Source organism: Methylomonas sp. MgM2, from assembly GCF_054172045.1.
The window spans coordinates 1-23,843 of the sequence record NZ_JBSYXO010000025.1; the positions used below are offsets into that span (position 1 = coordinate 1).

Here is a 23,843-nt window from a genome sequence, read left to right on the forward strand (position 1 = left end):
GACGAGGGCGTCGCTTCTACAATGACTTTCAGAGTAATATTGGCTTAACAATTTAAACTTTATTTTTAATTTAGGAAGTTATTATGGCGGCTAAAGTAGCGCTCATTACCGGGATTACTGGGCAAGACGGTTCCTACCTGGCGGAATTCTTATTGGAAAAAGGTTATCGGGTGCACGGCATTAAACGCCGAGCTTCGTTGTTTAATACGCAGCGTGTGGACCATATTTATGAAGACCCGCATGTTAACAATCAGCATTTTACGCTGCATTATGGGGACTTATCGGACTCGACTAATCTGATCCGCATCATGCAGGAATTGCAGCCGGATGAAGTGTATAACTTGGGTGCTCAATCTCATGTGGCGGTTAGCTTCGAATCGCCCGAATACACGGCGGATGTCGATGCCCTGGGAACATTGCGCCTGTTAGAGGCGATTCGTATTTGCGGATTGGAAAAAAAGACCCGGTTTTATCAGGCTTCGACATCGGAGTTATATGGTTTGGTCCAGGAAATTCCGCAAAGGGAAACGACGCCGTTTTATCCGCGCTCGCCGTATGCGGTTGCCAAGCTGTACGCCTACTGGATCGTGGTAAATTACCGCGAAGCTTACGGCATGTATGCCTGCAACGGAATTTTGTTTAATCACGAGTCCCCTAGGCGCGGAGAGACTTTCGTTACCCGGAAAATCACCCGTGGCTTAGCCAATATTGCCCAGGGTTTAGAAAATTGCCTTTACATGGGTAACATGGATGCTCTGCGCGACTGGGGGCATGCGAAGGATTATGTGCGTATGCAATGGATGATGCTGCAGCAAGACCAACCGGAAGATTTTGTCATTGCAACCGGTGTACAGTATTCGGTCAGGCAATTTATATCTTGGTCCGCGGCAGAGTTGGGCATAACGCTGCGTTTCGAAGGAGAGGGCGTCGACGAAATTGGCGTCGTCGATCAGATAAAAGGCGATAAAGCGCCGGCCGTGAAGCCCGGCGACACCTTGGTTAAGATTGATCCGCGTTATTTCCGGCCGACCGAAGTCGAAACTTTATTGGGCGATCCGACTAAAGCTAAGGAAAGATTAGGCTGGGTGCCGCAGATATCGGTACAGGAAATGTGTGCGGAAATGGTAGCCGAAGATTTGAAGGTGGCGCAACGCAATGCCTTTTTGCGCGCCCATGGGCATGATATTTCCCTTTCTGTGGAGAATTGAACATGTCTATCGATAAAGAGGCACGCATTTTTGTCGCCGGCCACCGCGGCATGGTCGGTAGCGCCCTGGTTCGCCGATTGCAGCAAACCGGCTATCGCCGAATCATCACGGCTACGCGGGCTGAACTCGATTTAACCTGTCAGGCAGCCGTGCAGGCATTCTTTAGCGGAAATCAAATCGACCAAGTTTTCTTGGCGGCGGCTAAAGTTGGCGGCATTCATGCGAACAACACTTATCCGGCTGAATTTATTTATGAAAACCTGATGATCGAGTGCAACATTATTCATTCGGCTCATCAATCCGGCATCGATAAGTTATTGTTTTTGGGATCGTCTTGTATTTATCCCAAGCTAGCCGAGCAGCCGATGCGCGAGGAAGCGCTGCTAACCGGCACGCTGGAGCCGACCAACGAGCCTTATGCGATAGCCAAGATAGCCGGTATCAAGCTGTGCGAAAGCTACAATCGCCAGTACGGTAGGGACTATCGTAGCGTGATGCCGACCAATCTGTATGGGCCGGGGGATAATTTTCATCCCGAGAATAGCCACGTCGTACCCGCGCTACTACGCCGTTTTCATGAAGCCGTTCAACGCGGCGATGATGAGGTCGTCATTTGGGGAAGCGGAAAGCCGATGCGAGAGTTTTTGCATGTGGACGATATGGCGGCTGCATGCGTCTATGTCATGGAGATGGACAAAAGCCGATATCAAGCACATACGCAGCCGATGTTGTCGCACATCAACGTCGGTACCGGCGTTGATTGCACAATTCGCGAGTTAGCCGAAACGATCGCCAAAGTGACCGGTTTTAGCGGACGCTTAAGCTTTGACGCGACCAAACCGGATGGAACCCCGCGAAAATTAATGGATGTATCGCGTTTAAAAAATTTAGGCTGGGAAGCGAGCATCGCGCTGGAGGATGGTTTGCGGCACGCTTATAACTGGTTTCTGGAGCATCAGTCGGATTTTAGGGATTAAAGATCAGTTCAGTGGCTTCATATTCCGGAATGGATACAATTTATTCCGAACCGAACGAGCGGAAAGTTCGGTTTTGAATCCCGAAAACAGAGAAGTAGTAATTCATGTTTCCTCTTTAGCTAACCAATGTTTCGCCGCGGGCGGCCGGTAGTTGAAGAAACGCTCCAGCAATAAGTTGGGCTCTGTTTCCACCATCAAGATGTCACGGTGATGCGGTTTGACGAATTGCTCCGCCGTAACGTGGTCCAAAAATGCGATCAGGGCGTCATAATATCTTTCGATGTTCAACAGACCGCAAGGTTTGCCGTGCAGTCCGAGTTGAGCCCAGGTCCAAATTTCAAACAGTTCTTCCAAGGTACCGATGCCGCCTGGGAGGGCAATGAATCCATCGGACAGTTCCGCCATCAGGGTTTTGCGTTCGTGCATGGAATGCGTGATGTGTAATTCGGTTAGCTCGGGATGAGCGACTTCTTTGAGAGCCAGTGCCTTGGGGATGACGCCGACTACCTGGCCGCCGAGCTTTAATACCTGATCCGCGACCGTTCCCATGATGCCGATGCTCGCACCGCCGTAAACCAAGCGAATATTGCGGCGGACCAGCGTTTCGGCCAGATCGGTTGCGGCCGATGCATAGGCTTGGTTTCTTCCAGGGCTCGAACCGCAGTACACGCAAATGCTTTTGATGGATGTCATAGTCAGTTTGTCATTTATATTTTCTCTGCAATTGGCAGAAGGTTCATTTTATATCGTGCGCAGGAATTGTAATGTCAACAAAAACCGGTTTTTCATGTTCCGGGGGTAATACCAATGGTTTCATGCTTGTTAGCTTAAGTGACCTATATTTGCGTTAACCAATAAAACTGGAAGCCGTGTAATACAACGCGTTGTTCAAATTGCGCCGGTTTACCTCCGGTATATAAGTCGATAAATTGTCCATATGGATCGATACCATGACTCCTAAGTGCATAAAGATCAAGGTATTGCGGCTCGGCGTCGAAGTTGGCGACGACCAAGACCCTTTCCGAAGGACGTAGATGATTGAAACGCATAAAACAGAGCAAATGCTCGTTGTCGACATCGAGCAATTCTCGGTTGTTGAAATCGGCGAAGGCCGAGGTCTCCTTACGGATCGCTATCATTTTTTTTAGGGCGTTGAATATGGCGAATTCGACAGCGCCTTGTTTATTGCGTAGTTCCGCACGTTCCCAGTTAATTTTGGGGCGGTGAATCCATCGGTTATCGTCGCTTTTACCTGCATCGTCCTGGTAGCTATAGTCGTTTAGCACGCCGATAGCATCGCCGTTGTATAATAAGGGTATGCCGCCGAAAGATAAGATCAGGCTATGCAGCAGAATAATTCTATTGATCGCAGCAGAAATCAATTCCGGATCACCTTTTTCCAAGCCGGCTTCCAGGCCGACTAAGGATGCCAGAGAGCCGCTAATGCGAGCGTCGCCTGTCGCTTCGTTACGCGAGAATACCATGCCTCTCGCCGGCGAATCATCGTATTGGCCGCTAAAATAGTCGATTAAAAACTGGCGGTGGGCATAAGGCTCATAGCCGGCGGCCCGAACGTCGGCATCGTCGAAACCGAAACCGATATCATCGTGGCAGCGGACGTAGTTTAACCAAGTAGCCCGTTCCAATTTGGTCGGTAGGTTTTTCAGGCCTAGATACAGTAACTTAGCGTTTTTGGTGGCAATGCCGTCCCACAGCAAAGCCATAAAGGTCGCGTTATAGGCAATCTCGCATTCTTTGGCGATGATGGCATCCTCGCCGAAATATTTAATGACCTCCACCGGCGCTACGATAGCCTCCGCAATGAACAACACGCCGGGTGCGGTGACTTGGCAGCAATCCTTCATTAATTGCAGAATCAGATGGGCGTAACGTTCGTTCTGGCAGGTGGTGCCTATTTTCTTCCACAAGAAGGCCACGGCATCGAGCCGTAGTACATCCACGCCTTGATTGGCCCAAAATAGAATGATATCCAGCATTTCGATGAAGACTTCCGGATTGCTGTAATTCAAATCCCATTGGTAATCGTGAAATACCGTCATCACCCATTTTTGCATCGCTTCGTTCCAGGTGAAGTTGCCGGGTGCGGTTTGCGGGAAAATTTGCGGCATGGTTTGCTCGAACATGTCGGGCACTTCCCGGTTATCGAACATAAAGTAATAATCTTGGAAGCGTTTTTCGCCTTTGATCGCCAATTGAGCCCATTCATGCTCGTCCGATGTGTGGTTAAGCACGATATCCAGTACCAATAAAATGTCGCGTTTACGAAATTCTTTGGCGACCTGGCGTAAATCGGCCAAGGAGCCGACTCTATCGTCTATTTGACGAAAGTCGCTAATGGCGTAGCCGCCGTCACTCTTGCCGGTAGGGCACATCAGTATCGGCATGATATGTACCATGTTGATGCCCAGCTCTAGAAAATACGGGGTTTTCTTGACCAGGTCCGCCAGATTTTCCGCAAAGCCGTTGGTGTATAGCGCCATGCCCACCCATTTCTGCGATAGGAACCAGTTGTGGTCGTTTTCCCGTTCGATATCGACTTGTTCCAGCGTGTTGGTGCGGTTGATATAGCCATGCGCCATCGTTTCCACCAAATTGAGCATCTGTGCTTGAAAGTCCTCCCGATGCCCGTACAGCGTATGAAACAGCGAATAGATGGCGTAAAAATTCGCGCCTAAACGGGTATAAAAATGGCGCAAGTCCTGGCGCACGATTTCGGGTTTCAAATCATCCAAGATGGCGTTTAATAAAGAGTGGGATACTTGTTCGTACATTTATTGATCCTAATAGCTAGGTTGGAGTCCTTGTTAAATCCGGAATTTGCCAATTGATTTTTGTGTCGGCAATTGGGGTTAAGCATCGCAGATTCGCTGAAACAACGGGGGCATTTTTACAAGCGGTTTCCTATCGAAATAAGTCCAACCCTACAAGATAAAGCCGATCTTTTCAATGTTCCGTAGCCGATGTTTGCTTTATAAGGAATTGCTGCTTTCGGCTAATAATTAAGCTATTCTGTAGGGTTTAAAACAATCAAATTACCAAAGAATGAGGATAACTAAGTGGACATTGCAACCTTAGTAGGTTTTGTGCTGGGTGTAGCGATTATTGCAGCAGCGATAGTAACGGGTGGTGACTTCATGCTGTTTGTCGATGTGCCGTCGATTTTGATTGTATTCGGCGGTACGTTTGGCGTATCACTGATGCGTTTGCCGTTGGACGATTTTTTACGCTCGTTTGCGGTGGTGGGAAAGGCCTTTATCAATAAAAAGATTAACCCTAACCTTTTAATCGAAGAAGCCGTGACATTATCCGATTTGGCACGTAAAAACGGTTTGCTGGCATTGGAGTCGGCCGAAGTTTCCGATCCGTTCATGAAAAAAGGAATTAGTTTATGCGTCGATGGTTACAACCCGGAATTCGTTAAGAATTTGCTGCAGCAGGATATCGATTTAATGGTTAGCAGGAACGAAGTCGGTCAAAACATGTGGATGGGGGTGGCGAATTTGGCCCCGGCCATGGGAATGATAGGTACTTTGGTGGGCTTGGTTCAGATGTTGGCGAACATGTCCGATCCCTCGGCAATCGGCCCGGCGATGGCCGTGGCGCTGTTGACTACGCTTTATGGGGCGTTGATTGCCAATGTGTTTGCACTGCCTATGATAGATAAACTGGCTAGTGTTCTGAATTATGAAAGGGCCAATAAAGAATTAGTAATGAATTTCATTGCCAATTTACAAGAAGGTACTAACCCCAAAGTACTACGCACCTTGTTAAATACCTATGTGTCCGAGAAAAAACGGCAGGAAGAATAACCATGGCAAAGTGTCCTAAATGTCCGCCACCGGGAGCACCGGGTTGGCTGGCAACCTTCGCAGACTTAATGTCGCTGTTGATGTGCTTTTTTGTCTTGTTGTTGTCCATGGCAAGTATGGACGTGCAGAAATTTAAGCATGTAGCCGATTCGCTGAAAATGGCTTTCGGGGTGCAGCGTTTGATTCCGGTTGATGACATTCCGATGGGAACCAGCGTGATCGAACAGCATTTCACACCGGGGCAAGTCCAGCCGACTCCTCTAGATGAAGTCAGGCAATCCACCCAGCAGGAAAGCGAGAAACTAGCGGAGTCGCCCGACCTGATGGAACGCGCCAAACAAGAAGTGATTGACGAAAAACTGCAGGAAATCAAAGACGAGGCGGACAAGATTAAGGAAAAGCTAAACTCTGAGATAGAACAGGGCTTGGTCACCGTTGAAAGCCACGGTTTTAGAATCGTAATCCGTATCAATGAAAAGGGATCGTTTGCCTCGGCGAGTGCCGTGTTGCAGCCCGGGTTTGAACCCGTCATGGATAAAATTACCGAATCGGTCGCGGAATCCGAAGGTAAAGTCATCGTGTCGGGGCACACGGATGATATTCCGATTAAAACCGTCATGTACCGCTCCAACTGGGAATTATCCGCTTCACGGGCGGTAACGGTCGCCCAGTACATGCTGGAAACACACGAAATCGATCCGAACCGGTTTTTGATCGAGGGGTATGCGGACACGCATCCTTTGATGCCCAACGATTCGCCGCAAAATCGCGCCATCAATCGTCGAGTCGAGATCGTCATCGCGCAAGATGACGCGCTGCTGAAGGATGACGATGGTCATTCGCAATCCAATCAATCCGATGTATCTCGGCCAAAAACAGATAAGTAAGGATCCCAGACATGCTCAACGCAACATCAGAAACAGAAAGACGCCGTTTTTTCCGAATTGAGGATACCATTAGCCTTTTTTACAGGCCAATCGATGATGAAACCGCGAATTTGGGCCTAAAAGCCAAAAATAAATTGCCGAATGAATATTCATTGGCCGCCATATTGGACGTTTTGTCCCAGGAAGCGTTGCGTATCATGCAGCGCCTGGAAAAACAGAATGATGAAATGCTGGAACTCTATAAGGTTCTGGATGCAAAAATCAATGCAGTTGCGCAAACGGCGATGTTCAGGGGCAGCAGTATCCGCGACAGTGCTTGCCAGGACGTTAATTTAAGTGCGTCGGGCGTGGCTTTTCAACAGTCGAATCCGTTGGACATCGGCCAAAATATCGCCATCGAAATGTTTTTGCCGGCGACTATGGCCTTGATCATGGTTTACGGTAAAGTGATCAATTGCGAAACGCTCGATCCCGACGGATATTTGATCAGTGTCGAGTTCACCGATATCAATGACGACGATCAAGAGTTGTTGATCAAGCACGTCGTGCGGAAGCAATGGCAACAGTTGCAGGAAAAGCGTTCTCGCCTAGAGTCTACGCCGCCACAAAAATGAAAAAGTTCGATCGAGATTGTGCGCTTTGTCGAGTGATGCGCAGTTTGGCCTTCACCGGAATCGGGATGGCCTTAGGCGCGGGAGCGGCGCATTTGTTCGGGGCCAGTAAAGAACATATGGTTTATACGGGAATAGCGGTTGCCGCCGTATTGGTTTTCGGCTTGCTGTCCCGGAAACCGTCCGGCCGCTAAAGCTCGGACGCCATCAGAAGTAATCGAGTTTAATTTTTTCCAGCGGCAAGCCTGCCTGCTCGGGCGAAAACCGGCCTAATTCCACGAGAACGTCCGGTGGCAATACGCCAACGATTTTGGTTAAATCCGCTAATTTGATGCCTTGTCTTACCAGATACACCATGTAGGTGTATCGCAGGCAGCCGGCATTGATTTGCATCGGTTCATGTAAGCCGCCATCGATGGCTGCACAACATAGCAAAGCTTCTATTTCGTCTTCCGCGGGCCAATTCATCTGTAAGGATTCGTCAGAAATCAACACCGCGATTCGATGCGTCATGACAACGTTTCGCCGACCCGGTACTAAAACCATCAAGGATTCCTTTTCAAAACTATCCGGCTGCAACATCAATATTTCCGAAAGCGACAATCCGTTCAACAATAAACCGATAATTAACTTGATCGGCGGCTCCGAAGCTTCGTATAAGGCGGTGACTTCCTGCTGGCTTAATGTCCTTCTTACTTCTTCTTTCGGCAGCGCCGTTAATGGGGCATGCTCGATTTGGCTCTGCCGGGGGCTGACATCGAACATGGCTTGCGGCTGATGATGTAAATGAATACCGCCTAACGCTATGGAAGAAGCGGAAGGGAGATTGTCCCGGGTTAAATAGTCGACGATCCATACGGCTAACAATGCCAGTCCCAAACTGATAGTGAAGGCTAATAGCGATTGTTGTAAATAATCGGGGCTAATCGGTTTGTCCGGTAAGGTAGCCCACTCCACCACATCGACTTGCGGGTATTTTTGCCGTTGTTTGACTTCGATATCGGCCAAGCGTTGCTTGGTTTCTTGTTGTAAGGTCTCTAGATTAAGCAACTCTTGTTGTAAAGCTTCATGTTCCGCGAATTGGGTGGTGTATTCCGCGGCTTTTTTCTTGTGCGCTTCCATCTGCTGTTTAATCGCTATCACCGCTTCCCGCGCTGCCGCATAATTGTGTGCGGCTTCTTGTCGGGCATAATTCTTGCCGACAGTCGCTTTTTCGGCAATTTTTGTTTCGACGTCGGCAAGTTGTTCGCGTACTCGGCGCAAATTGGGGTTTAAGTCGATATATTCCTTAGTGTATTGCGCTTCTATGGAGGTCATTTGGTCACGCAATTTTTCCGCCTGTTCCACCAATACCGCCATTGCGCGGGAGTCTTCTTCAGGCACCACGGTTTCGTTGCGGGAGATCGCGTCCAGGATGGCGTCGAACTTCGCTTTGGCTAAAACTTCTTGTTCCAGAGCCTTATTCAACGATGCATTCAAACCTTGCAAGCGGGCATGCGCTTGGTTGTCGGCACTTTCGGTGGACGTTATGTCGTGTTTAAGACGGAATTGATCGATTTCGTTACGTTTATCCATTACCTGCCGGTCAACCCGTTTTAGCTGGTCATGGATTTCGACGACCACTTTTTCGGCGTTGTCCGCGATGAATGCCGCTCTAATTTGCAGGTAACTTTCTATCCAAGCATTGACGGAAAGCTGCAGAACGTTAGGTTCGGGGCCTTGCGCGTTTAAATGCACTAAATTGGTCTCCGGCTCGGTCTCCACCGAAAATAGGCCGCGGAGTTCCTCTACCGTGAAACTTTTCGACAAATCCGAGACTTGCTGCAGGCGTTCCATCGTTTTTTCCAGGATAGTGGACCCTAGCAAAATTTGTTTTTGAATGCTGACATGTTGCACATCGGCAGCCGGACTAACCTGGTCAATATCGGTTGCCGCCATCGTCAACACCGTTGCGGTGCTTTGGTAGATTGGCGGCTGCAAGAAAATATAGATCTGCGACCCGAGCAAACAAGGAATGAAAATCAACAAAAATACCAGCCAACGGCGTAAACTTCGAGACTTAAAAAAACCCGTGTTCTGAAATTCGTCTGCAGCCAAGTGAAGCTCCGGAGATTGATAATTCATTTTCTACCGCCAACCATTAAGGACTAGGTATCTCGAGTCTAGCAGCTGATCAAGCCGTCACGGAGCATCATACTCCATTGAGAATTTCGGTACGTATTGTGTCGCACGGTTTTAGCAACTCCCGGCCGGCTTCTACAGAGGATATAGCGAAGTCTACAATGATAGTTCGTACCTCTGACATTAGAAAGTGAAGCATGTTTGAAAATAAGGTCTAACAGTTTGGTTAGGCGGGGATTTAGGCTCGGAACAGTCTGCGCCGGTTTCGACAGCCATATCGCACTATGCCGGTGCATTAGCGGGGTTTATAGTGCACCGCTTCGGGTCATTCCGATAAATGAACCGGTCAAATCAGCAATTTTGAATCGACCGACCGGGAAGGTACCGTTTATTGTTGCATAATAGGCGCTAAACTTGCTTGAACTCAAATTAACCAAGATGACGGATTTGACGATTCATGAGCAGTCGGGTTTGAAAGCGCGCATCATGGAACGAAGCCTGCTACGATTCCGATCCGGTAAGCGCATTGTCCGGTTTTGGTTGCCGGCCGTCGCCTTCCAATAACAATCGTCGACCTTAAACGACTCTGGCCGTTGCACTTTGAAGCAGTGGCGGAACGATTATAAATAGCACTTACCCGATGTCGAAATTGCTGATTTTTACCGATCTGGATGGTTGTTTACTCGACCATCACGACTATAGCTTAGGGCCGGCCCCTGGATTGCTTCGGAAGTTGGAGCAGTTGAACATTCCGGTTATCCCCGCCACCAGCAAAACCGAAGCAGAACTATTGCATCTGCGGCGGCAGTTGCAAAATACACATCCCTTTATCATCGAAAACGGCGCAGCGGTCTTTACTCCTGAAGGCTACTTTGCGGAAGCGCCTGAAGGAAGCAGTTTAAAAGACGATTTTTGGGTAAAGCAATTCACTCGCCCCCGCCCACATTGGCAATCCTTAATCAGCCGCACCGAGTCAAGCGGCGAAAAATTTCAAACTTTCAAGGATTCTAGCGTCGCCGAAATCGTCGAGCTAACCGGTTTGGAGCACGCTGCGGCAGCCAGGGCTTCCGAGCGCCGGTATGGCGAGCCGGTGGCATGGCATGGCACGCGGCAGGAACAGGCACACTTCATTTCGGAATTGGAACGGCTCGGCGCTAAGGTGCTGCAAGGTGGGCGCTTCTTGCATGTGTCGGGCGCCTGCGATAAAGGCGAGGCCATGGCGTGGTTGGTAAACCAATATAAGAAGGAATGTAGCGTACCGCTGACGACCATCGCTTTAGGCGACAGTCAGAATGATGTCGGCATGCTGGAATCGGCGGATATTGCCGTCGTCATTCCGTCCCCTTCGCATGAGCTGCCGCGGCTGAACAAACGGCAAAGTGTTTATATCGCCTCACGGGAAGGCCCTTACGGTTGGGTCGAGAGCGTATCGGCGATATTGCAAACCTTGAATCTCAAATAAAGCGGGCAATTCTTATGGCTGATTTTTATCAAAACGGTATTATTACAACGCTACATAATTTAACGGAGCGACACTTAGCCGATCTGGAATCGGATTTGATACGCTTTAGCCGGCAGCGCCCAATGGGCTTGTTGCTGCCCTCGCTTTATTCGGAGCTGGAAGGCGAAGCCCTACCCAAAATTATCGCCAATCTCAAGACGGTGCCTTATTTGGCGGAAATCGTCATCGGGCTAGACCGGGCCGATCAGCAGCAATACAAAAGCGCTTTAGCGTTTTTCAACGAATTGCCGCAGCATCACCGGGTGCTGTGGAACGACGGTCCTAGGCTTAAAGCCTTGGATGCGGAATTGAATGCCTTGGATTTGGCGCCGCGCGAGATGGGCAAGGGGCGCAACGTCTGGTATTGCATGGGGTATATCCTGGCGTCCGGCAAAGCGGAATCCATAGCGCTACACGATTGCGACATAGTTACCTATACCAGCGAATTGCTGGCCCGTCTGATTTATCCGGTTGCCAACCCTTTGTTCAATTACGAGTTCTGCAAAGGCTATTACGCCAGAATCAATAACGGCAAATTAAAGGGCCGGGTCAATCGTTTGTTACTCACACCGTTGATACGCGCCTTGAAAAAGGTCATCGGCGAAAGCGATTATCTGGATTATATGGATAGCTACCGTTACGCCTTGGCCGGCGAATTTTCATTCAGGCGAGACGTGCTGAACGATTTGCGCATTCCTAGCGACTGGGGCTTGGAAGTCGGTGTGTTGTCCGAAATGCATCGTAACTACGCGCACAATAGACTGTGCCAGGTGGATATCGCCCGAGTCTACGATCATAAACATCAGGATATTTCCTTGGACGACCAGCAGGGTGGTTTATCGAAAATGTCGATCGACATCTGCAAATCCTTGTTCCGCAAATTAGCCACCCAGGGTGCAACATTTACATCCGAGAAATTTCGCACGATCAAGGCAACCTATTACAGAATTGCTTTGGACTTCGTCGAAACCTATCGCAACGATGCCATCATGAACGGTCTCAGCGTGGATATTCATGAAGAGGAGGTCGCCGTCGAAATGTTCAGTAAAAATATCATGGATGCCGGGCAAATGTTTCTGAGCCAGCCGATGGAAACGCCGTTTATTCCCAGTTGGAATCGGGTGCAAAGCGCCGTTCCGGATATTCTGGAGCGCCTGTATCAAGCCGTTGAAGACGACTATCAAGAATTTTCGAGTTGAGGGTGTGCTTATGACAGCAACAGCTGAACAATTGTCGGTACTAAAACAGAAAGTCGCCAATCATCTGGAAACGATTTACCAGTCGGTACGCCAGCGCTGGGATGTCGGCGATTTTGCCGATGATATCCTGCAAATCATGCGCTTCGAGGAAGAATTCGACGAACCTAAGCCGCAATACAACCCTTGGTCGCAGCGGGATATCGCGCTGATCAGTTATGGCGACAGCCTGATCAATGAGGGCGAAGCGCCGCTGGATACGCTGCACCAGTTTCTGAACAATTATCTTAACGGCACTACCAATATCGTGCATATTTTGCCGTTCTTTCCGTATTGCTCCGACGACGGCTTCGCGGTGATCGATTATTACCAGGTCAATCCGAAGTTGGGCGACTGGCCGCAAATGCAGGCGATTGCGGCGGATTACCGCTTGATGGCCGATCTGGTGATTAACCATTGTTCCACCAGCAGCGATTGGTTTCAGAGTTTTATCAACGGTAAAGGTTACGGTCACGATTATTTCTATACCGCATCGCCTAAGGCCAATTTGTCGGATGTGGTTAGGCCGCGAACGTCGCCGTTATTGAGAGAAACCGAAACCGCTGCAGGCACGCAGTACGTTTGGTGTACGTTCAGCCACGAACAGGCCGATCTGGATTTCAGCAACATGGCGGTGCTGAAAGAGTTCGTCAAAATCATACGCCATTATCTGGATAACGGCATTCGGGTATTTCGGTTGGATGCCGTGGCGTTTTTATGGAAAAAAATAGGCACCAATTGCTTGAACTTGCCGGAAACCCACGAAGTGGTCAGGTTATTGCGCACACTGCTACAGCATAGTTGCCCTGATGCCGTCATTATTTCCGAAACCAATTTGCCTAACCGGGAAAACCTAAGTTATTTCGGCAACGGCAACGAAGCGCACAGTATTTATAATTTTTCGTTGCCGCCGCTATTGCTGAACACCCTGGTCACCGGCGATTGCGGCTATTTAAAGCAATGGCTGATGAGCATGCCGCCGGCGCAAAACGGCACCTGTTATTTCAACTTTATCGCGTCGCACGACGGAATCGGTTTAAGGCCGGCGGAAGGTTTACTCAGCGAAGCGGAAATCGCCACCTTGATCAGCAGCATGCAGCAATTCGGCGGCAAGGTGTCTTGGCGCACCGGCGACAACGGCACCAAGCGGCCTTACGAGATCAATATTGCCTTGTTCGATGCCTTGCAAGGTACGGTCAAAGGCAGAGACGAGTTCGGCATGGATCGTTTTATCTGCGCGCATGCCATCATGCTGGGTTTGGAAGGGATTCCGGCGTTTTACATCCATAGCTTGTTGGCGACCACAAACGATTACGATCGCTGCGAACAAACCGGACAAAATCGTTCGATCAACCGGCATCAGTGGGACTATCAAAGCCTGGTTTCGGAATTGGCCGATCTCGAAAGCCCGCACCATCAAGTTTTTCGGCGTCTCAAGGAATTGATCGATATCCGGCGCAAACAGCCGGCTTTTCATCCGAATGCCACGCAATTTACCTTGCATATATCCGATCAACTGTTTGGATTTTGGCGGCAAAGCATGGATCGCAAGCAGAGTATCTTCTGCGTCTACAATATCTGCGACGAAACCCAATCGTTATTGCTGTCGAGCTTGAACCTGATCGTTACGGACGATTGGCGGGATTTGATTAGTGGACAACAATACGATCCGTCAACGCAGCGAATTGAAGTCGCACCCTATCAAACGGTTTGGATTACGAACTGTTGATTTGTGATCGAATAATGAGAGAAATGCAGCGAAACGGTTCGATGCCGTTTCGCTACTTAGAAGGGATGCTTTAAGCGGCCTGTTTGGCACGTACCAAGTTCAACAAATCCTGACAATCGGCGTCGATGAGCTCCAAGCCGATACGTTCTGCGTAACGTTTTTCCTTTGCGGTCGGATTTTTACGTAAGAACCAGCCTCTGTGCTCGTCCGCCGCGTAGGTAATATCGCTCATGACCATACGTTCTGAATCGCGGCTTAGCGGTAAGCCGATTAGCAGGTATTTTTTGCCTTTTCGGTATTCTTTTAAAAAGTTAGGTATCGCAAATCCCCCCATCAGTTCGGTGATGTAATCGACATAGTCGGCATCGGAAGCGATGTAGTTGGATTCGGGGACCGGTGTGCCCATCGGCTTGAACAAGATTGGCAGACGCGGATCGACTTGATCTTGCTCGATTTCGAAGTATTGTTCGCGGTCGTAGTGGAAGATTTTGAAACGGAAACTGGTGCCGACGATACGCGCCAAGCCGACGATCAGTGTATGTTCTTCGTCGGCATAACTGTCTTGCAGCTGTGTGTCGCGATTGATATCGACGATGTAATGCGGCTTCCACTCGGCTAGCCAGTCGTGTATCGCGGCGCGGCTGTATTGAGTATCTTTGTAGGTTTTATCCAGAAATTGAGTCAAAAACGTGCGTCCGCGTTTGAGCTCCTGATTCATCGCCGCCCGCGGAAATTCGTACATCAGTTTGGGCGCCATCGGCTTGCCGCCGTTCATCGCTAGGATTAGGCTGTCGCTGTCGGCGGGCATGGGCTCGCCGGTTAATTTATTTTTCGCATCAAATAATACACCCGGCCCCAGGTAAGGAACGACTTGGTTGTCGTAGAGGCCGCTAAGTATTTCGGAAAACACGGAATTAGACATGAATAATCTCCAATTGAATAAGGTTTTTCAATGACCACAAGCAATATTCAATCCAATTTAACCTAAACCATGCATGGCCCTAAGCGGCTCGGGCGTATAGCGGATATGCGGCTTCAAACCGAACCGCAAAGCATTGTAGGGTTTATCACAAAAGCGCGCGCGTTGATTAAGGTCGCGTACCGAAAACCTCAAACCTAGTTACCGAATAGAACGATCGCATGCATCAAGCTTTAAACGGCGTTTTTCCCCTTAAACAAACAAAACCACACAATCTCTGTTGCTTAGATCACATGTGCAAAACAAATTGTTGTGTATCCAACCAAGCAAAATTCGAATGGCGTAAATAATTTTATTTATATTTCAATGACTTAAATAATAAAACACAATTGGCACAAGGTTTGCTGATATGGGATTGTCATTAACGACATGGCCCACACAAGAGGAGAAGATCATGGCGAAATTACGTCAATGTGCTATTTACGGTAAAGGCGGAATCGGTAAGTCTACCACAACACAAAACTTGGTTGCTGGTTTGGCTGAGATGGGAAAGAAAGTAATGATCGTCGGCTGCGACCCTAAAGCCGATTCTACCCGTTTGATCCTGCATGCGAAAGCGCAAAACTCTATCATGCAAATGGCGGCTGATGCTGGTAGCGTTGAGGATTTGGAACTGGAAGACGTATTGAAAGTCGGCTACGGCGACATTAAATGCGTTGAATCAGGTGGTCCAGAGCCTGGCGTTGGTTGCGCAGGTCGTGGTGTTATCACAGCCATCAACTTCTTGGAAGAAGAAGGCGCTTACGACGAAGACTTAGACTTCGTATTCTACGATGTATTGGGTGACGTTGTTTGTGGTGGTTTCGCGATGCCTATCCGTGAAAACAAAGCCCAAGAAATTTACATTGTATGCTCAGGCGAAATGATGGCTATGTATGCTGCCAACAACATCGCCAAAGGTATCGTGAAATACGCTAACTCAGGCGGCGTTCGTTTGGCCGGTTTGATCTGCAACAGCCGTAACACCGACCGCGAAGACGAGCTAATCATGTCTTTGGCTGAACGCCTGGGTACTCACATGATTCACTTCGTGCCACGCGACAACGTTGTACAACGTGCTGAAATCCGTCGTATGACTGTGATCGAATACGATCCAAGTGCGAAGCAAGCAAACGAATACCGTGAGCTGGCTCGTAAAATCTTCGAAAACACCAAGCTGGTCATCCCAACTCCAATCACCATGGACGAACTGGAAGACCTGTTGATGGAATTTGGCATCATGGAAGCGGAAGACGAATCTCAAGTCGGCAAAACCGCTGCTGCTGAAGCTTAAATAGCCAACCAGGGTGGGGTTCCAATCGGATTTTCCACCCTTTCAACGGCAGGCAATGCGAATTACCTGCAAATGATTTCCCAACACTGGTTATGTCGGGGGATTGCCCGCGACCACAGGAGGATTACATCATGGCTGCCATGACAAGAGAAGAGACCGAAGCGCTTATTCAGGAAGTGCTGGAAGTCTATCCCGAAAAAGCTAAAAAAGACCGTGCCAAACATTTGGCCGTCAATGATCACGAGTTGGAAAAATCCAACAAATGCATTACATCTAACCGTAAGTCGCTGCCTGGCGTAATGACGATCCGTGGTTGCGCCTATGCCGGTTCTAAAGGTGTGGTATGGGGTCCGATCAAAGATATGATTCATATCTCGCACGGTCCTGTAGGCTGCGGCCAATATTCACGTGCCGGTCGCCGTAACTACTACATCGGTACCACCGGTGTGAATGCTTTCGTTACGATGAACTTTACTTCGGATTTCCAAGAAAAAGACATCGTTTTCGGCGGCGACAAAAAACTGGCCAAATGTATCGACGAAATCGACCAACTGTTCCCGTTGAACAAAGGCATCTCAGTTCAATCCGAGTGCCCGATCGGTCTGATCGGTGACGACATCGAAGCGGTATCCAAAGCGAAATCCAAAGACATCGGCAAGACCGTTGTCCCTGTACGTTGCGAAGGTTTCCGCGGTGTTTCTCAATCTTTGGGTCACCATATCGCTAACGACGCAATCCGTGACTGGGTATTGGATAAACGCGACGGCGACGATAGCTTCCCGACCACTGAATATGATGTAGCCGTCATCGGCGACTACAACATCGGCGGCGATGCTTGGGCTTCCAGAACTTTGTTGGAAGAAATGGGTCTGCGCGTAGTCGCTCAATGGTCAGGCGACGGTACCATCGCCGAGATCGAAAAAACCCCGAAAGTAAAACTGAACCTGATCCACTGCTATCGTTCGATGAACTACATCGCACGTCACATGGAAGAAAAGTACAGTATTCCTTGGATCGAGTACAACTTCTTCGGCCCAACCAAAATCGCCGAAAGCTTGCGCAAAATCGCGGCTCATTTCGACGATAAAATCAAAGAAGGCGCCGAGCGTGTTATCGAACGCTATAAAGCCGAATACGAAGCCGTTATCGCTAAATACCGTCCGCGTTTGGAAGGCAAAAAAGTCATGCTGTACATCGGCGGCTTGCGTCCTCGCCACGTGATCGGAGCGTACGAAGACTTGGGTATGGAAGTAGTGGGTACCGGTTATGAATTCGGTCATAACGACGACTACGACCGTACGATCAAGGAAATCGGCAACGCTACTCTGCTATACGACGACGTGACCGGCTACGAGTTCGAAGAATTCGTCAAAAAAGTCCAACCTGACTTGATCGGCTCCGGCATTAAAGAGAAGTACATTTTCCAAAAAATGGGCATCCCATTCCGTCAAATGCACTCTTGGGATTATTCAGGCCCTTATCACGGCTACGACGGTTTTGCGATCTTCGCCCGCGATATGGATATGACCTTGAACAACCCATGCTGGAAACAAGTTAAGGTGCCCTGGAAAACCGAGGCAGCCGGCGAGCCGGAAAAAGCCGTCGCTTAAAACTGTGTTTAGGTTACGCCCCGGCGTCGCCCGACCCAAGTCGTTAGATCCATCAGTCGGTGTGTATGCACCGACTATATCCAAGCAACGTCAGTCCACAGATTAGTGGCGCGTTAGGAGATTACCATGAGCCAACAAGTCGACAACATCGAACCGAGTTATCCTTTATTCAGAAACGACGAATACAAGGACAATTTAGCAACTAAGCGCGAAGCCTTCGAAGAACGTTTCCCGCAAGACCAAATAGACGAAGTATTCGAATGGACTACCACCGAAGAATACAAAGAACTTAATTTTCAACGCGAAGCGATTACCATTAACCCGGCTAAAGCCTGCCAGCCACTGGGTGCGGTACTGTGCGCCTTGGGTTTTGAAAAAACCTTACCTTACGTACACGGTTCACAAGGTTGTGTTGCTTATTTCCGTACCTATTTTAACCGTCACTTCAAAGAGCCGGTTTCTTGCGTTTCCGATTCTATGACCGAAGACGCTGCGGTATTCGGCGGCCAGAAAAACATGTTCGCCGGCTTGGAAAATGCCAAAGCCCTGTACAAACCCGATGTGATCGCGGTGTCGACCACCTGTATGGCCGAGGTTATCGGTGACGATTTGAACGCGTTCATCAATAACGCTAAAAATGAAGGCCACGTCGACAAGGATTTCCCTGTGCCGTTCGCACACACCCCGAGCTTCGTCGGTAGTCACACGACCGGCTGGGATAACATGTTCGAAGGCATCATCCGCTACAACACGCTGAATTACATGGAAGATAAGGAAGTCGGTTCGAACGGTAAAATCAACTTCGTTCCGGGCTTCGAAACCTATTTGGGTAACTTCCGCGTCATTCATCGCATGATGAAAGAAATGGGAGTCGATTATTCGCTTCTGAGCGATCCGACCGAAGTTCTGGATACCCCGGCTGACGGTACCTTCCGCATGTATTCCGGCGGCACCAGTTACGCCGAAGTAAAAGACGCACCGAATGCGATAACAACTGTGCTGCTACAACCTTGGCAACTGGAAAAAACCAAGAAATTTGTGGAAATGACCTGGAAACAGGACGTGCCTAAGTTGAACATACCAATGGGCTTGGAGTGGACTGACCAGTTGTTGATGAAAGTGTCGGAACTGACCGGCAAAGCGATACCAGAGTCACTGGAAAAGGAGCGCGGCCGTCTGGTTGACATGATGACGGATTCGCACGCTTGGTTGCACGGCAAAAAATTCGCGCTGTACGGCGACGCCGATTTTGCATTGGGTATGACCAAATTCTTGCTGGAATGCGGCGCCGAAGTCACCGATGTGTTGGTTAACCACGCTAACAAACGTTGGAAAAAAGCTTGCGAAGCGATATTGGCCGAGTCTCCATACGGCAAAGACGCGACCGTGCATATCGGCAAAGACCTGTGGCATTTCCGTTCATTGATGTTCACTAACAAACCGGACTTCATGATCGGCAATAGCTACGGTAAATTCATCCAGCGCGACACCTTTTATAAAGGTGAAGAGTTTGAAGTGCCGTTAATCCGTATCGGTTTCCCGATCTTCGATCGCCACCACCTGCATCGCATGACCACATTGGGCTATGAAGGCGCAATCTATATGCTGACTACCCTGGTCAACGCAGTTCTGGAGCAACTGGACAAAGAAACCAAAGGTATGGGAACCACCGACTACAACTACGATTTGATTCGTTAATCGTAGCGTGGGCACGATAGCCATCGTGCCCACGGTCTCATCCTCAAAGGTGGGCTATAATGCCCGCCTTACGCATTTATAAACGGAGAACCTCATGCCCAGCGTTATGCTAAGAAAACGTGAAGACGGCAAGTTGCTGTTTTACGTAGCCAAAAAAGATCTGGAAGAAACCATCGAATCACTGGAATTCGATAGCCCCGACAAATGGGGCGGCGAAGTAGTGTTGGGCGACGGCTCTAAATACTATTTTGATGTTTTGGATACGCCTCCTAAGATTCCCATTACCTTGCAAGCGAAACGAGTGTCCGAGGAGTAAAATGCCATGGCTTTATATATCGTTGCTGAAGAATGCATTTCCTGTGGTGATTGCGCACCTGTATGCCCTACAGATTCGATAAAAGAAGGCGCGATCGTGTTCGAAATCGACAAAAAAACCTGCACCGAATGCAACGGCGACTATGATGAGCCGCAATGTGTCAAAGTCTGCCCTATCGATAACTGCATTCTGCCGTTAGTGGCATAACTCAACGAAGGGCACATCATGCGCGTGCTAATGTGCCCAATGGCGTACAGGTAAATCACATGATTAGTCCCGAACAGTTGCAAAACATCGCTGCTACCATTACAACTCGTAACTTGAGCGAGGCCGTGGTATCCGAACTCAGGAGCGAATATCCCGGCATTCATTTCACGTATTGCATGGATGACGACATACCCAATAACGAACCCGTGCTCGAAGGCCAGGGTTTTAATTTGTACTTGGTCGACGGCCGCGAGCATTGCCTGTGTTTGACCCGCAGCTATGAAGATGCCACCGGTATCGTCATTGCCGACGTCGTCGAGGACTAGCCTATTATGGCGGAGCCTGCAAAGCCCGTATCTACCCCCTTTGCCGACTGCAGTCTATGTCCTTTTCGTAATAAAACACTGCTGATGGGGCGCTGTATGCCGGGCGATACCTGCGTATTTGTCGAAAGCGGCCGGCAAATAGACCGTTTTTTTCGGGTCAATCCCGTTTATGCAGTCAATTATCTGCATGACAAATTCTGGGAACGCCGCGCAATCGCTGCACGCTATATGCCTCAAAAAGCCCTATTGGAATTAATCGGCGACGAAGACGAAGTCGTCCGTCGCGCGGTCGCCTTTCGCTTGCCGGCCAGTCAGCTATTACATCTGATCAATGATCCCGATCGCGAAGTCCGCATGACCGTTGCCGATCGCATAGACATTGATAATCTTGAAAAATTTGCCGACGATCCCGACTACATCGTTCGCCTGATGGTTGTAAAGCGGTTGCCGCCGGGCCGATTGTTTCGTTTTATCAAGGACCGCGACGCACAAGTGCGTAAAAGGGTCGCCGAGCGCTTGCCCGAAGTCAGCTTGGGATTGATGATCAACGATTCGAATTCCGAGGTGCGGCGTGTTATTGCCGAACGTCTGCCGGCCGATGAAGCCGTCGCTTTATTGCGTGATGATGATTGGGTTGTGCGGTATACTGCCGCATCAAAAGTCGCGCCTGAAAATTTGACTTGTTTGGCTGACGATCCCGAGCCTGATGTGCGCGATTTGGTTAAGCAACGCCTTCACTTATCTGCCTTGGACTCTGATAATGACTGAATCGAATTTGGCACTCGCCGGACCGGATATCACCGACTGTTGTAAAAAAATCATACCAGGTCAAACAGACGAGCTGTTGTTGCAAAGGCTTCAAGGTCTAGTGCCGGATTATCCGGTACAGTTGGCATTGACCGGCGATGAGTGGTATCAGTTGGGCGGCGTGGTTGATACAGACGGGCAACGCATTGCCAACGATTTGACCGAATGGGTCGAGCGCACCTACCTGGAGTGCGGGCAAAACCTACAAACCCTGATCGATTACAGTATCGAACAAAAATTCATTGCCACGAAACTTACCGGCAAGACGCTGTACTTTGTGATTCAAACAGGGGACAACGCCGAAGATTTCACGCTGATTGAAATAGACAAAATCCAAGAGGTCTCTGATCGGATGCTGGTTAACGAACATAGGCCGCCGGAAGATTTGGAGGAATTCATCGATCCGCTGCAACCCTTCAGCATTGAAAGTTTTGGGTTTGGATATTCCCGCTATGTTTATCGGCGGAAAAGCGATGTAAAATTGTTCATGGACGTGGTTAACGAACGTTATCCGAATAAGCATCCGGTGCAGCGTTTCATGGACGACTGGAATAGGAGTAGCGCGGGGCAGAAGTATCGGATGTCGAACGATTGGATCATACGCCCGTATTGGCATACAGGACGTTTCGGGGAGAAAATCGTCAATGTCGAGTTGGTGAATACCAACCCGAACAACTTACCGCAATTAGAAATCTTAACGGGTAAGAAAGGCTGTGCGCTCAGCAATGTGTTGAACCGCTTCGACCGGCAAGTAGGTTATCCTTTTGCTTGGTACTTCTACATGCTTAAAGGGAAACTGGTTTCGACTCATAGCGCGGATTCGGTTTACCGGGATATCTCGGGTGACTTTGCTTATTTGCCTCAGCGCGACGAAGCGATACTTAAAGATTGGATTGCCAACCCTTATAACGTCTAGGATTCGATTAGAAAGCTACTAAATTATCTGAGACTGCGAATGTTTTCAGTCTCGCTGATTGTTATCGTACCTGTTTTGGAGGTGGATGTATGAAATTCAGACATAAAGGCAAGGCGGCGTTAGGTTTAGGTTTAGTTTTGGCATTGGTGGCAGGGCGTTCGCATGCTTTCGCGACTTTTTCCGACGGTAATGGCGGCGTTCTAAAGTGGGGAGGGAATAACGAGCCCGGCACTCCCGGCGGCGTCGTCACTTGGGGATTTATCCCCGAAGGAACGCAGGGAGACGCCTATTGCGGTAACGCATGTCCCGGCCTGGCGCAATCGTCGATATGGATAGAGAATTCCCCGGGTACGGGCTACACCTTGACCCCGTTGACGAGTTTGGCTCCGTATATCGAGGCCGCCTTTGACAAATGGGCTAGTGTTGCAAATATACAATTCGCCGGACCCTATACGGATTCCGGTTTACCCATCAACGATGTAAACGCTTCAACGCCGGATATTCGGATTGGCGTATTCGCATTTAGTAGTGGCGGCGGTGCGGTTGGTTATGCGCCTCCTCCAAATGGCGGAACAGGCAGTGGGGACGTCATTTTTGATGCTAATTCTTTTTACGCCTTTCAACCCGGCAATGACGGCGATCCGTTTCCTACAGCATCGACCGCACCGAACGATTTCGAAAGTTTGGCGCTACACGAGCTGGGCCACGTCATGGGCTTGGCGCATCCGCCTATAGACGGCAGTTGTCCAGTGATGCAAGTTGCCGATTCTTCATGCTGGTACCAGATTAATCGCACGCTAAAATCGGACGATATTGCCGGTGCGCAATATTTGTACGGAGCGGCCGCCGTCCCATTGCCGGCATCGGCGTGGTCTTTCCTGACCGGTTTGATCGGATGGCTGGGATTGGGCAGGCGCGGCCGTTTTCGTTTCTTGAATTAGACAATATTGATTGAATCAATTAAATTGCGATTGTAAAGCGGGCCGGTGAAGCGCCGGTCAACGAATGCGAAAAAATGTTGGTTTCAAAATGTACGATTACGCAAACTAATTGCACCTATATCCCCGTAATGACAGCTTATTTGGCTTTCTCTGCCACCGTAAGTTGTGTCTCATCCGCGGCTAAGGGCGCGTAAGCTGTCAGCCTATTTGAAGTGAATAATTGCCCGGCCGCTTTAAAGAAATTTTGCACGTGCCAAGTTTTGCCGGAACCATCGGTTGCTGTTTAAATGCGCCCGTGAGTCGAACATAGCACTAGCTGGTATCGTTTCTTTTGGGTGCTTTTCTTTGAACCTAAAAAGAGCAGTTCAATTAGGTTGAAATCTGCTAACCATATGATTTTAAAGTACTGAATTCAACTGCGGAGCAGTTGAAAGCGTCACCATTTTGGTGAGTGTGAAAAAACCGTTGTTCTCAATGAATACAGCGATTTACATCATTCAAATAGCTTCAACTGCCGAATTTAGGTTGAACAGCCAACGGCTGACCCGCAGGGAGAAAACCAAGGATGGTTTTCGTAACGAAAGAATCTCGGTTGTCGGTCCGAGAGCCGACTTTGAAATACCGCGATAGCGACTCAACACCTCCCCCAAAACATAAATAAATCTACCCAC

General features: G+C 49.2%; 22 protein-coding genes. 18 read left to right on the top strand and 4 right to left on the bottom strand.

Annotated features, from left to right (window positions below; translation table 11 throughout):
- Positions 1–83: 83 nt before the first annotated feature.
- Positions 84–1,208 (top strand): GDP-mannose 4,6-dehydratase, encoded by a 1,125-nt coding sequence (gene gmd / locus ACW73I_RS16655; protein WP_458030552.1) that lies wholly within the window; start codon positions 84–86, stop codon positions 1,206–1,208.
- A gap of 2 nt (positions 1,209–1,210) precedes the next feature.
- A complete protein-coding gene (gene fcl / locus ACW73I_RS16660; RefSeq protein ID WP_458030553.1) occupies positions 1,211–2,185 on the top strand; it encodes a GDP-L-fucose synthase in 975 nt (324 codons plus the stop codon).
- A gap of 102 nt (positions 2,186–2,287) precedes the next feature.
- Here fcl and ACW73I_RS16665 read toward each other — a convergent pair whose 3' ends face one another.
- Together ACW73I_RS16665 and ACW73I_RS16670 are read right to left on the bottom strand one after the other, a co-directional pair.
- Positions 2,288–2,878 carry an LOG family protein gene (locus ACW73I_RS16665; protein WP_458030554.1) on the bottom strand — a complete coding sequence of 197 codons (591 nt, stop codon included), beginning with the start codon at positions 2,876–2,878 and terminating at the stop codon, positions 2,288–2,290.
- Positions 2,879–3,021: 143 nt separating this feature from the next.
- On the bottom strand, positions 3,022–4,977 hold the full coding sequence (locus ACW73I_RS16670) for an alpha-amylase family glycosyl hydrolase (protein ID WP_458030555.1): 1,956 nt from the start codon (positions 4,975–4,977) through the stop codon (positions 3,022–3,024).
- A 285-nt stretch (positions 4,978–5,262) separates the two neighbouring features.
- On the opposite strand from ACW73I_RS16670, the gene ACW73I_RS16675 reads away from it, so the two are divergent.
- Genes ACW73I_RS16675 through ACW73I_RS16690 form a run of 4 tightly spaced genes read left to right on the top strand, consistent with a single transcriptional unit; the run spans position 5,263 to position 7,707 of the window.
- A complete protein-coding gene (locus ACW73I_RS16675) occupies positions 5,263–6,015 on the top strand; it encodes a MotA/TolQ/ExbB proton channel family protein (RefSeq protein ID WP_458030556.1) in 753 nt (250 codons plus the stop codon).
- A gap of 2 nt (positions 6,016–6,017) precedes the next feature.
- Positions 6,018–6,902: a flagellar motor protein MotB gene (locus tag ACW73I_RS16680; protein WP_458030558.1), complete on the top strand. Its 885-nt coding sequence runs from the start codon at positions 6,018–6,020 to the stop codon at positions 6,900–6,902.
- An 11-nt stretch (positions 6,903–6,913) separates the two neighbouring features.
- Positions 6,914–7,516, top strand: coding sequence for a PilZ domain-containing protein (locus ACW73I_RS16685; protein WP_458030559.1), 603 nt, complete (start codon positions 6,914–6,916; stop codon positions 7,514–7,516).
- Positions 7,513–7,707 carry a hypothetical protein gene (locus ACW73I_RS16690; protein ID WP_458030560.1) on the top strand — a complete coding sequence of 65 codons (195 nt, stop codon included), beginning with the start codon at positions 7,513–7,515 and terminating at the stop codon, positions 7,705–7,707. Before ACW73I_RS16685 ends, ACW73I_RS16690 begins: the two co-directional genes overlap by 4 nt.
- A gap of 13 nt (positions 7,708–7,720) precedes the next feature.
- Here the strand turns inward: ACW73I_RS16690 and ACW73I_RS16695 are convergent, their stop codons facing one another.
- On the bottom strand, positions 7,721–9,637 hold the full coding sequence (locus ACW73I_RS16695) for a GumC family protein (protein WP_458030561.1): 1,917 nt from the start codon (positions 9,635–9,637) through the stop codon (positions 7,721–7,723).
- Positions 9,638–10,274: 637 nt separating this feature from the next.
- Between ACW73I_RS16695 and ACW73I_RS16700 the strand changes: the two genes are divergently transcribed.
- Genes ACW73I_RS16700 through ACW73I_RS16710 form a run of 3 tightly spaced genes read left to right on the top strand, consistent with a single transcriptional unit; the run spans position 10,275 to position 14,099 of the window.
- Positions 10,275–11,096, top strand: coding sequence for an HAD-IIB family hydrolase (locus ACW73I_RS16700; protein WP_458030562.1), 822 nt, complete (start codon positions 10,275–10,277; stop codon positions 11,094–11,096).
- 14 nt (positions 11,097–11,110) lie between these two features.
- Positions 11,111–12,334 (top strand): glycosyl transferase, encoded by a 1,224-nt coding sequence (locus ACW73I_RS16705; protein WP_458030563.1) that lies wholly within the window; start codon positions 11,111–11,113, stop codon positions 12,332–12,334.
- Positions 12,335–12,344: 10 nt separating this feature from the next.
- A complete protein-coding gene (locus tag ACW73I_RS16710; RefSeq protein WP_458030564.1) occupies positions 12,345–14,099 on the top strand; it encodes a sugar phosphorylase in 1,755 nt (584 codons plus the stop codon).
- Between the two features lie 70 nt (positions 14,100–14,169).
- Here ACW73I_RS16710 and ACW73I_RS16715 read toward each other — a convergent pair whose 3' ends face one another.
- Complete coding sequence (locus ACW73I_RS16715; RefSeq protein WP_458030565.1) at positions 14,170–15,021, bottom strand: SIR2 family protein; 852 nt, start codon at positions 15,019–15,021, stop codon at positions 14,170–14,172.
- 451 nt (positions 15,022–15,472) lie between these two features.
- Between ACW73I_RS16715 and nifH the strand changes: the two genes are divergently transcribed.
- From nifH to ACW73I_RS16760, 9 genes are all read left to right on the top strand, one after another.
- Complete coding sequence (gene nifH, locus ACW73I_RS16720) at positions 15,473–16,351, top strand: nitrogenase iron protein (RefSeq protein WP_458030566.1); 879 nt, start codon at positions 15,473–15,475, stop codon at positions 16,349–16,351.
- 131 nt (positions 16,352–16,482) lie between these two features.
- A complete protein-coding gene (nifD, locus tag ACW73I_RS16725; protein ID WP_458030567.1) occupies positions 16,483–17,961 on the top strand; it encodes a nitrogenase molybdenum-iron protein alpha chain in 1,479 nt (492 codons plus the stop codon).
- Between the two features lie 126 nt (positions 17,962–18,087).
- A complete protein-coding gene (gene nifK, locus ACW73I_RS16730) occupies positions 18,088–19,659 on the top strand; it encodes a nitrogenase molybdenum-iron protein subunit beta (RefSeq protein WP_458030568.1) in 1,572 nt (523 codons plus the stop codon).
- 94 nt (positions 19,660–19,753) lie between these two features.
- On the top strand, positions 19,754–19,975 hold the full coding sequence (gene nifT, locus ACW73I_RS16735; protein WP_458030569.1) for a putative nitrogen fixation protein NifT: 222 nt from the start codon (positions 19,754–19,756) through the stop codon (positions 19,973–19,975).
- A gap of 6 nt (positions 19,976–19,981) precedes the next feature.
- Positions 19,982–20,182, top strand: a complete 201-nt coding sequence (locus ACW73I_RS16740; protein WP_458030571.1) for a 4Fe-4S binding protein — start codon at positions 19,982–19,984, stop codon at positions 20,180–20,182.
- 59 nt (positions 20,183–20,241) lie between these two features.
- The gene (locus ACW73I_RS16745; RefSeq protein ID WP_458030572.1) at positions 20,242–20,508 is read left to right on the top strand and encodes a DUF6129 family protein; all 267 of its coding nucleotides are present in this window, start codon (positions 20,242–20,244) and stop codon (positions 20,506–20,508) included.
- A 6-nt stretch (positions 20,509–20,514) separates the two neighbouring features.
- The gene (locus ACW73I_RS16750; RefSeq protein WP_458030573.1) at positions 20,515–21,276 is read left to right on the top strand and encodes a 4Fe4S-binding leucine-rich repeat protein; all 762 of its coding nucleotides are present in this window, start codon (positions 20,515–20,517) and stop codon (positions 21,274–21,276) included.
- Positions 21,269–22,231, top strand: a complete 963-nt coding sequence (locus ACW73I_RS16755) for a hypothetical protein (protein WP_458030574.1) — start codon at positions 21,269–21,271, stop codon at positions 22,229–22,231. Before ACW73I_RS16750 ends, ACW73I_RS16755 begins: the two co-directional genes overlap by 8 nt.
- Positions 22,232–22,320: 89 nt before the next feature.
- The gene (locus ACW73I_RS16760) at positions 22,321–23,172 is read left to right on the top strand and encodes a matrixin family metalloprotease (protein WP_458030575.1); all 852 of its coding nucleotides are present in this window, start codon (positions 22,321–22,323) and stop codon (positions 23,170–23,172) included.
- Positions 23,173–23,843 lie beyond the last annotated feature (671 nt).

Excerpts from the sequence above, each read along its gene's own strand:
- gmd (WP_458030552.1), top strand. The coding sequence starts at position 84 with ATGGCGGCTAAAGTAGCGCTCATTACCGGGATTACTGGGCAAGACGGT.
- fcl (WP_458030553.1), top strand. The coding sequence starts at position 1,211 with ATGTCTATCGATAAAGAGGCACGCATTTTTGTCGCCGGCCACCGCGGC.
- ACW73I_RS16665 (WP_458030554.1), bottom strand. The coding sequence starts at position 2,878 with ATGACATCCATCAAAAGCATTTGCGTGTACTGCGGTTCGAGCCCTGGA.
- ACW73I_RS16670 (WP_458030555.1), bottom strand. The coding sequence starts at position 4,977 with ATGTACGAACAAGTATCCCACTCTTTATTAAACGCCATCTTGGATGAT.
- ACW73I_RS16680 (WP_458030558.1), top strand. The coding sequence starts at position 6,018 with ATGGCAAAGTGTCCTAAATGTCCGCCACCGGGAGCACCGGGTTGGCTG.
- ACW73I_RS16685 (WP_458030559.1), top strand. The coding sequence starts at position 6,914 with ATGCTCAACGCAACATCAGAAACAGAAAGACGCCGTTTTTTCCGAATT.
- ACW73I_RS16690 (WP_458030560.1), top strand. The coding sequence starts at position 7,513 with ATGAAAAAGTTCGATCGAGATTGTGCGCTTTGTCGAGTGATGCGCAGT.
- ACW73I_RS16695 (WP_458030561.1), bottom strand. The coding sequence starts at position 9,637 with ATGAATTATCAATCTCCGGAGCTTCACTTGGCTGCAGACGAATTTCAG.
- ACW73I_RS16700 (WP_458030562.1), top strand. The coding sequence starts at position 10,275 with ATGTCGAAATTGCTGATTTTTACCGATCTGGATGGTTGTTTACTCGAC.
- ACW73I_RS16705 (WP_458030563.1), top strand. The coding sequence starts at position 11,111 with ATGGCTGATTTTTATCAAAACGGTATTATTACAACGCTACATAATTTA.
- ACW73I_RS16710 (WP_458030564.1), top strand. The coding sequence starts at position 12,345 with ATGACAGCAACAGCTGAACAATTGTCGGTACTAAAACAGAAAGTCGCC.
- ACW73I_RS16715 (WP_458030565.1), bottom strand. The coding sequence starts at position 15,021 with ATGTCTAATTCCGTGTTTTCCGAAATACTTAGCGGCCTCTACGACAAC.
- nifH (WP_458030566.1), top strand. The coding sequence starts at position 15,473 with ATGGCGAAATTACGTCAATGTGCTATTTACGGTAAAGGCGGAATCGGT.
- nifD (WP_458030567.1), top strand. The coding sequence starts at position 16,483 with ATGGCTGCCATGACAAGAGAAGAGACCGAAGCGCTTATTCAGGAAGTG.
- nifK (WP_458030568.1), top strand. The coding sequence starts at position 18,088 with ATGAGCCAACAAGTCGACAACATCGAACCGAGTTATCCTTTATTCAGA.
- nifT (WP_458030569.1), top strand. The coding sequence starts at position 19,754 with ATGCCCAGCGTTATGCTAAGAAAACGTGAAGACGGCAAGTTGCTGTTT.
- ACW73I_RS16740 (WP_458030571.1), top strand. The coding sequence starts at position 19,982 with ATGGCTTTATATATCGTTGCTGAAGAATGCATTTCCTGTGGTGATTGC.
- ACW73I_RS16745 (WP_458030572.1), top strand. The coding sequence starts at position 20,242 with ATGATTAGTCCCGAACAGTTGCAAAACATCGCTGCTACCATTACAACT.
- ACW73I_RS16750 (WP_458030573.1), top strand. The coding sequence starts at position 20,515 with ATGGCGGAGCCTGCAAAGCCCGTATCTACCCCCTTTGCCGACTGCAGT.
- ACW73I_RS16755 (WP_458030574.1), top strand. The coding sequence starts at position 21,269 with ATGACTGAATCGAATTTGGCACTCGCCGGACCGGATATCACCGACTGT.
- ACW73I_RS16760 (WP_458030575.1), top strand. The coding sequence starts at position 22,321 with ATGAAATTCAGACATAAAGGCAAGGCGGCGTTAGGTTTAGGTTTAGTT.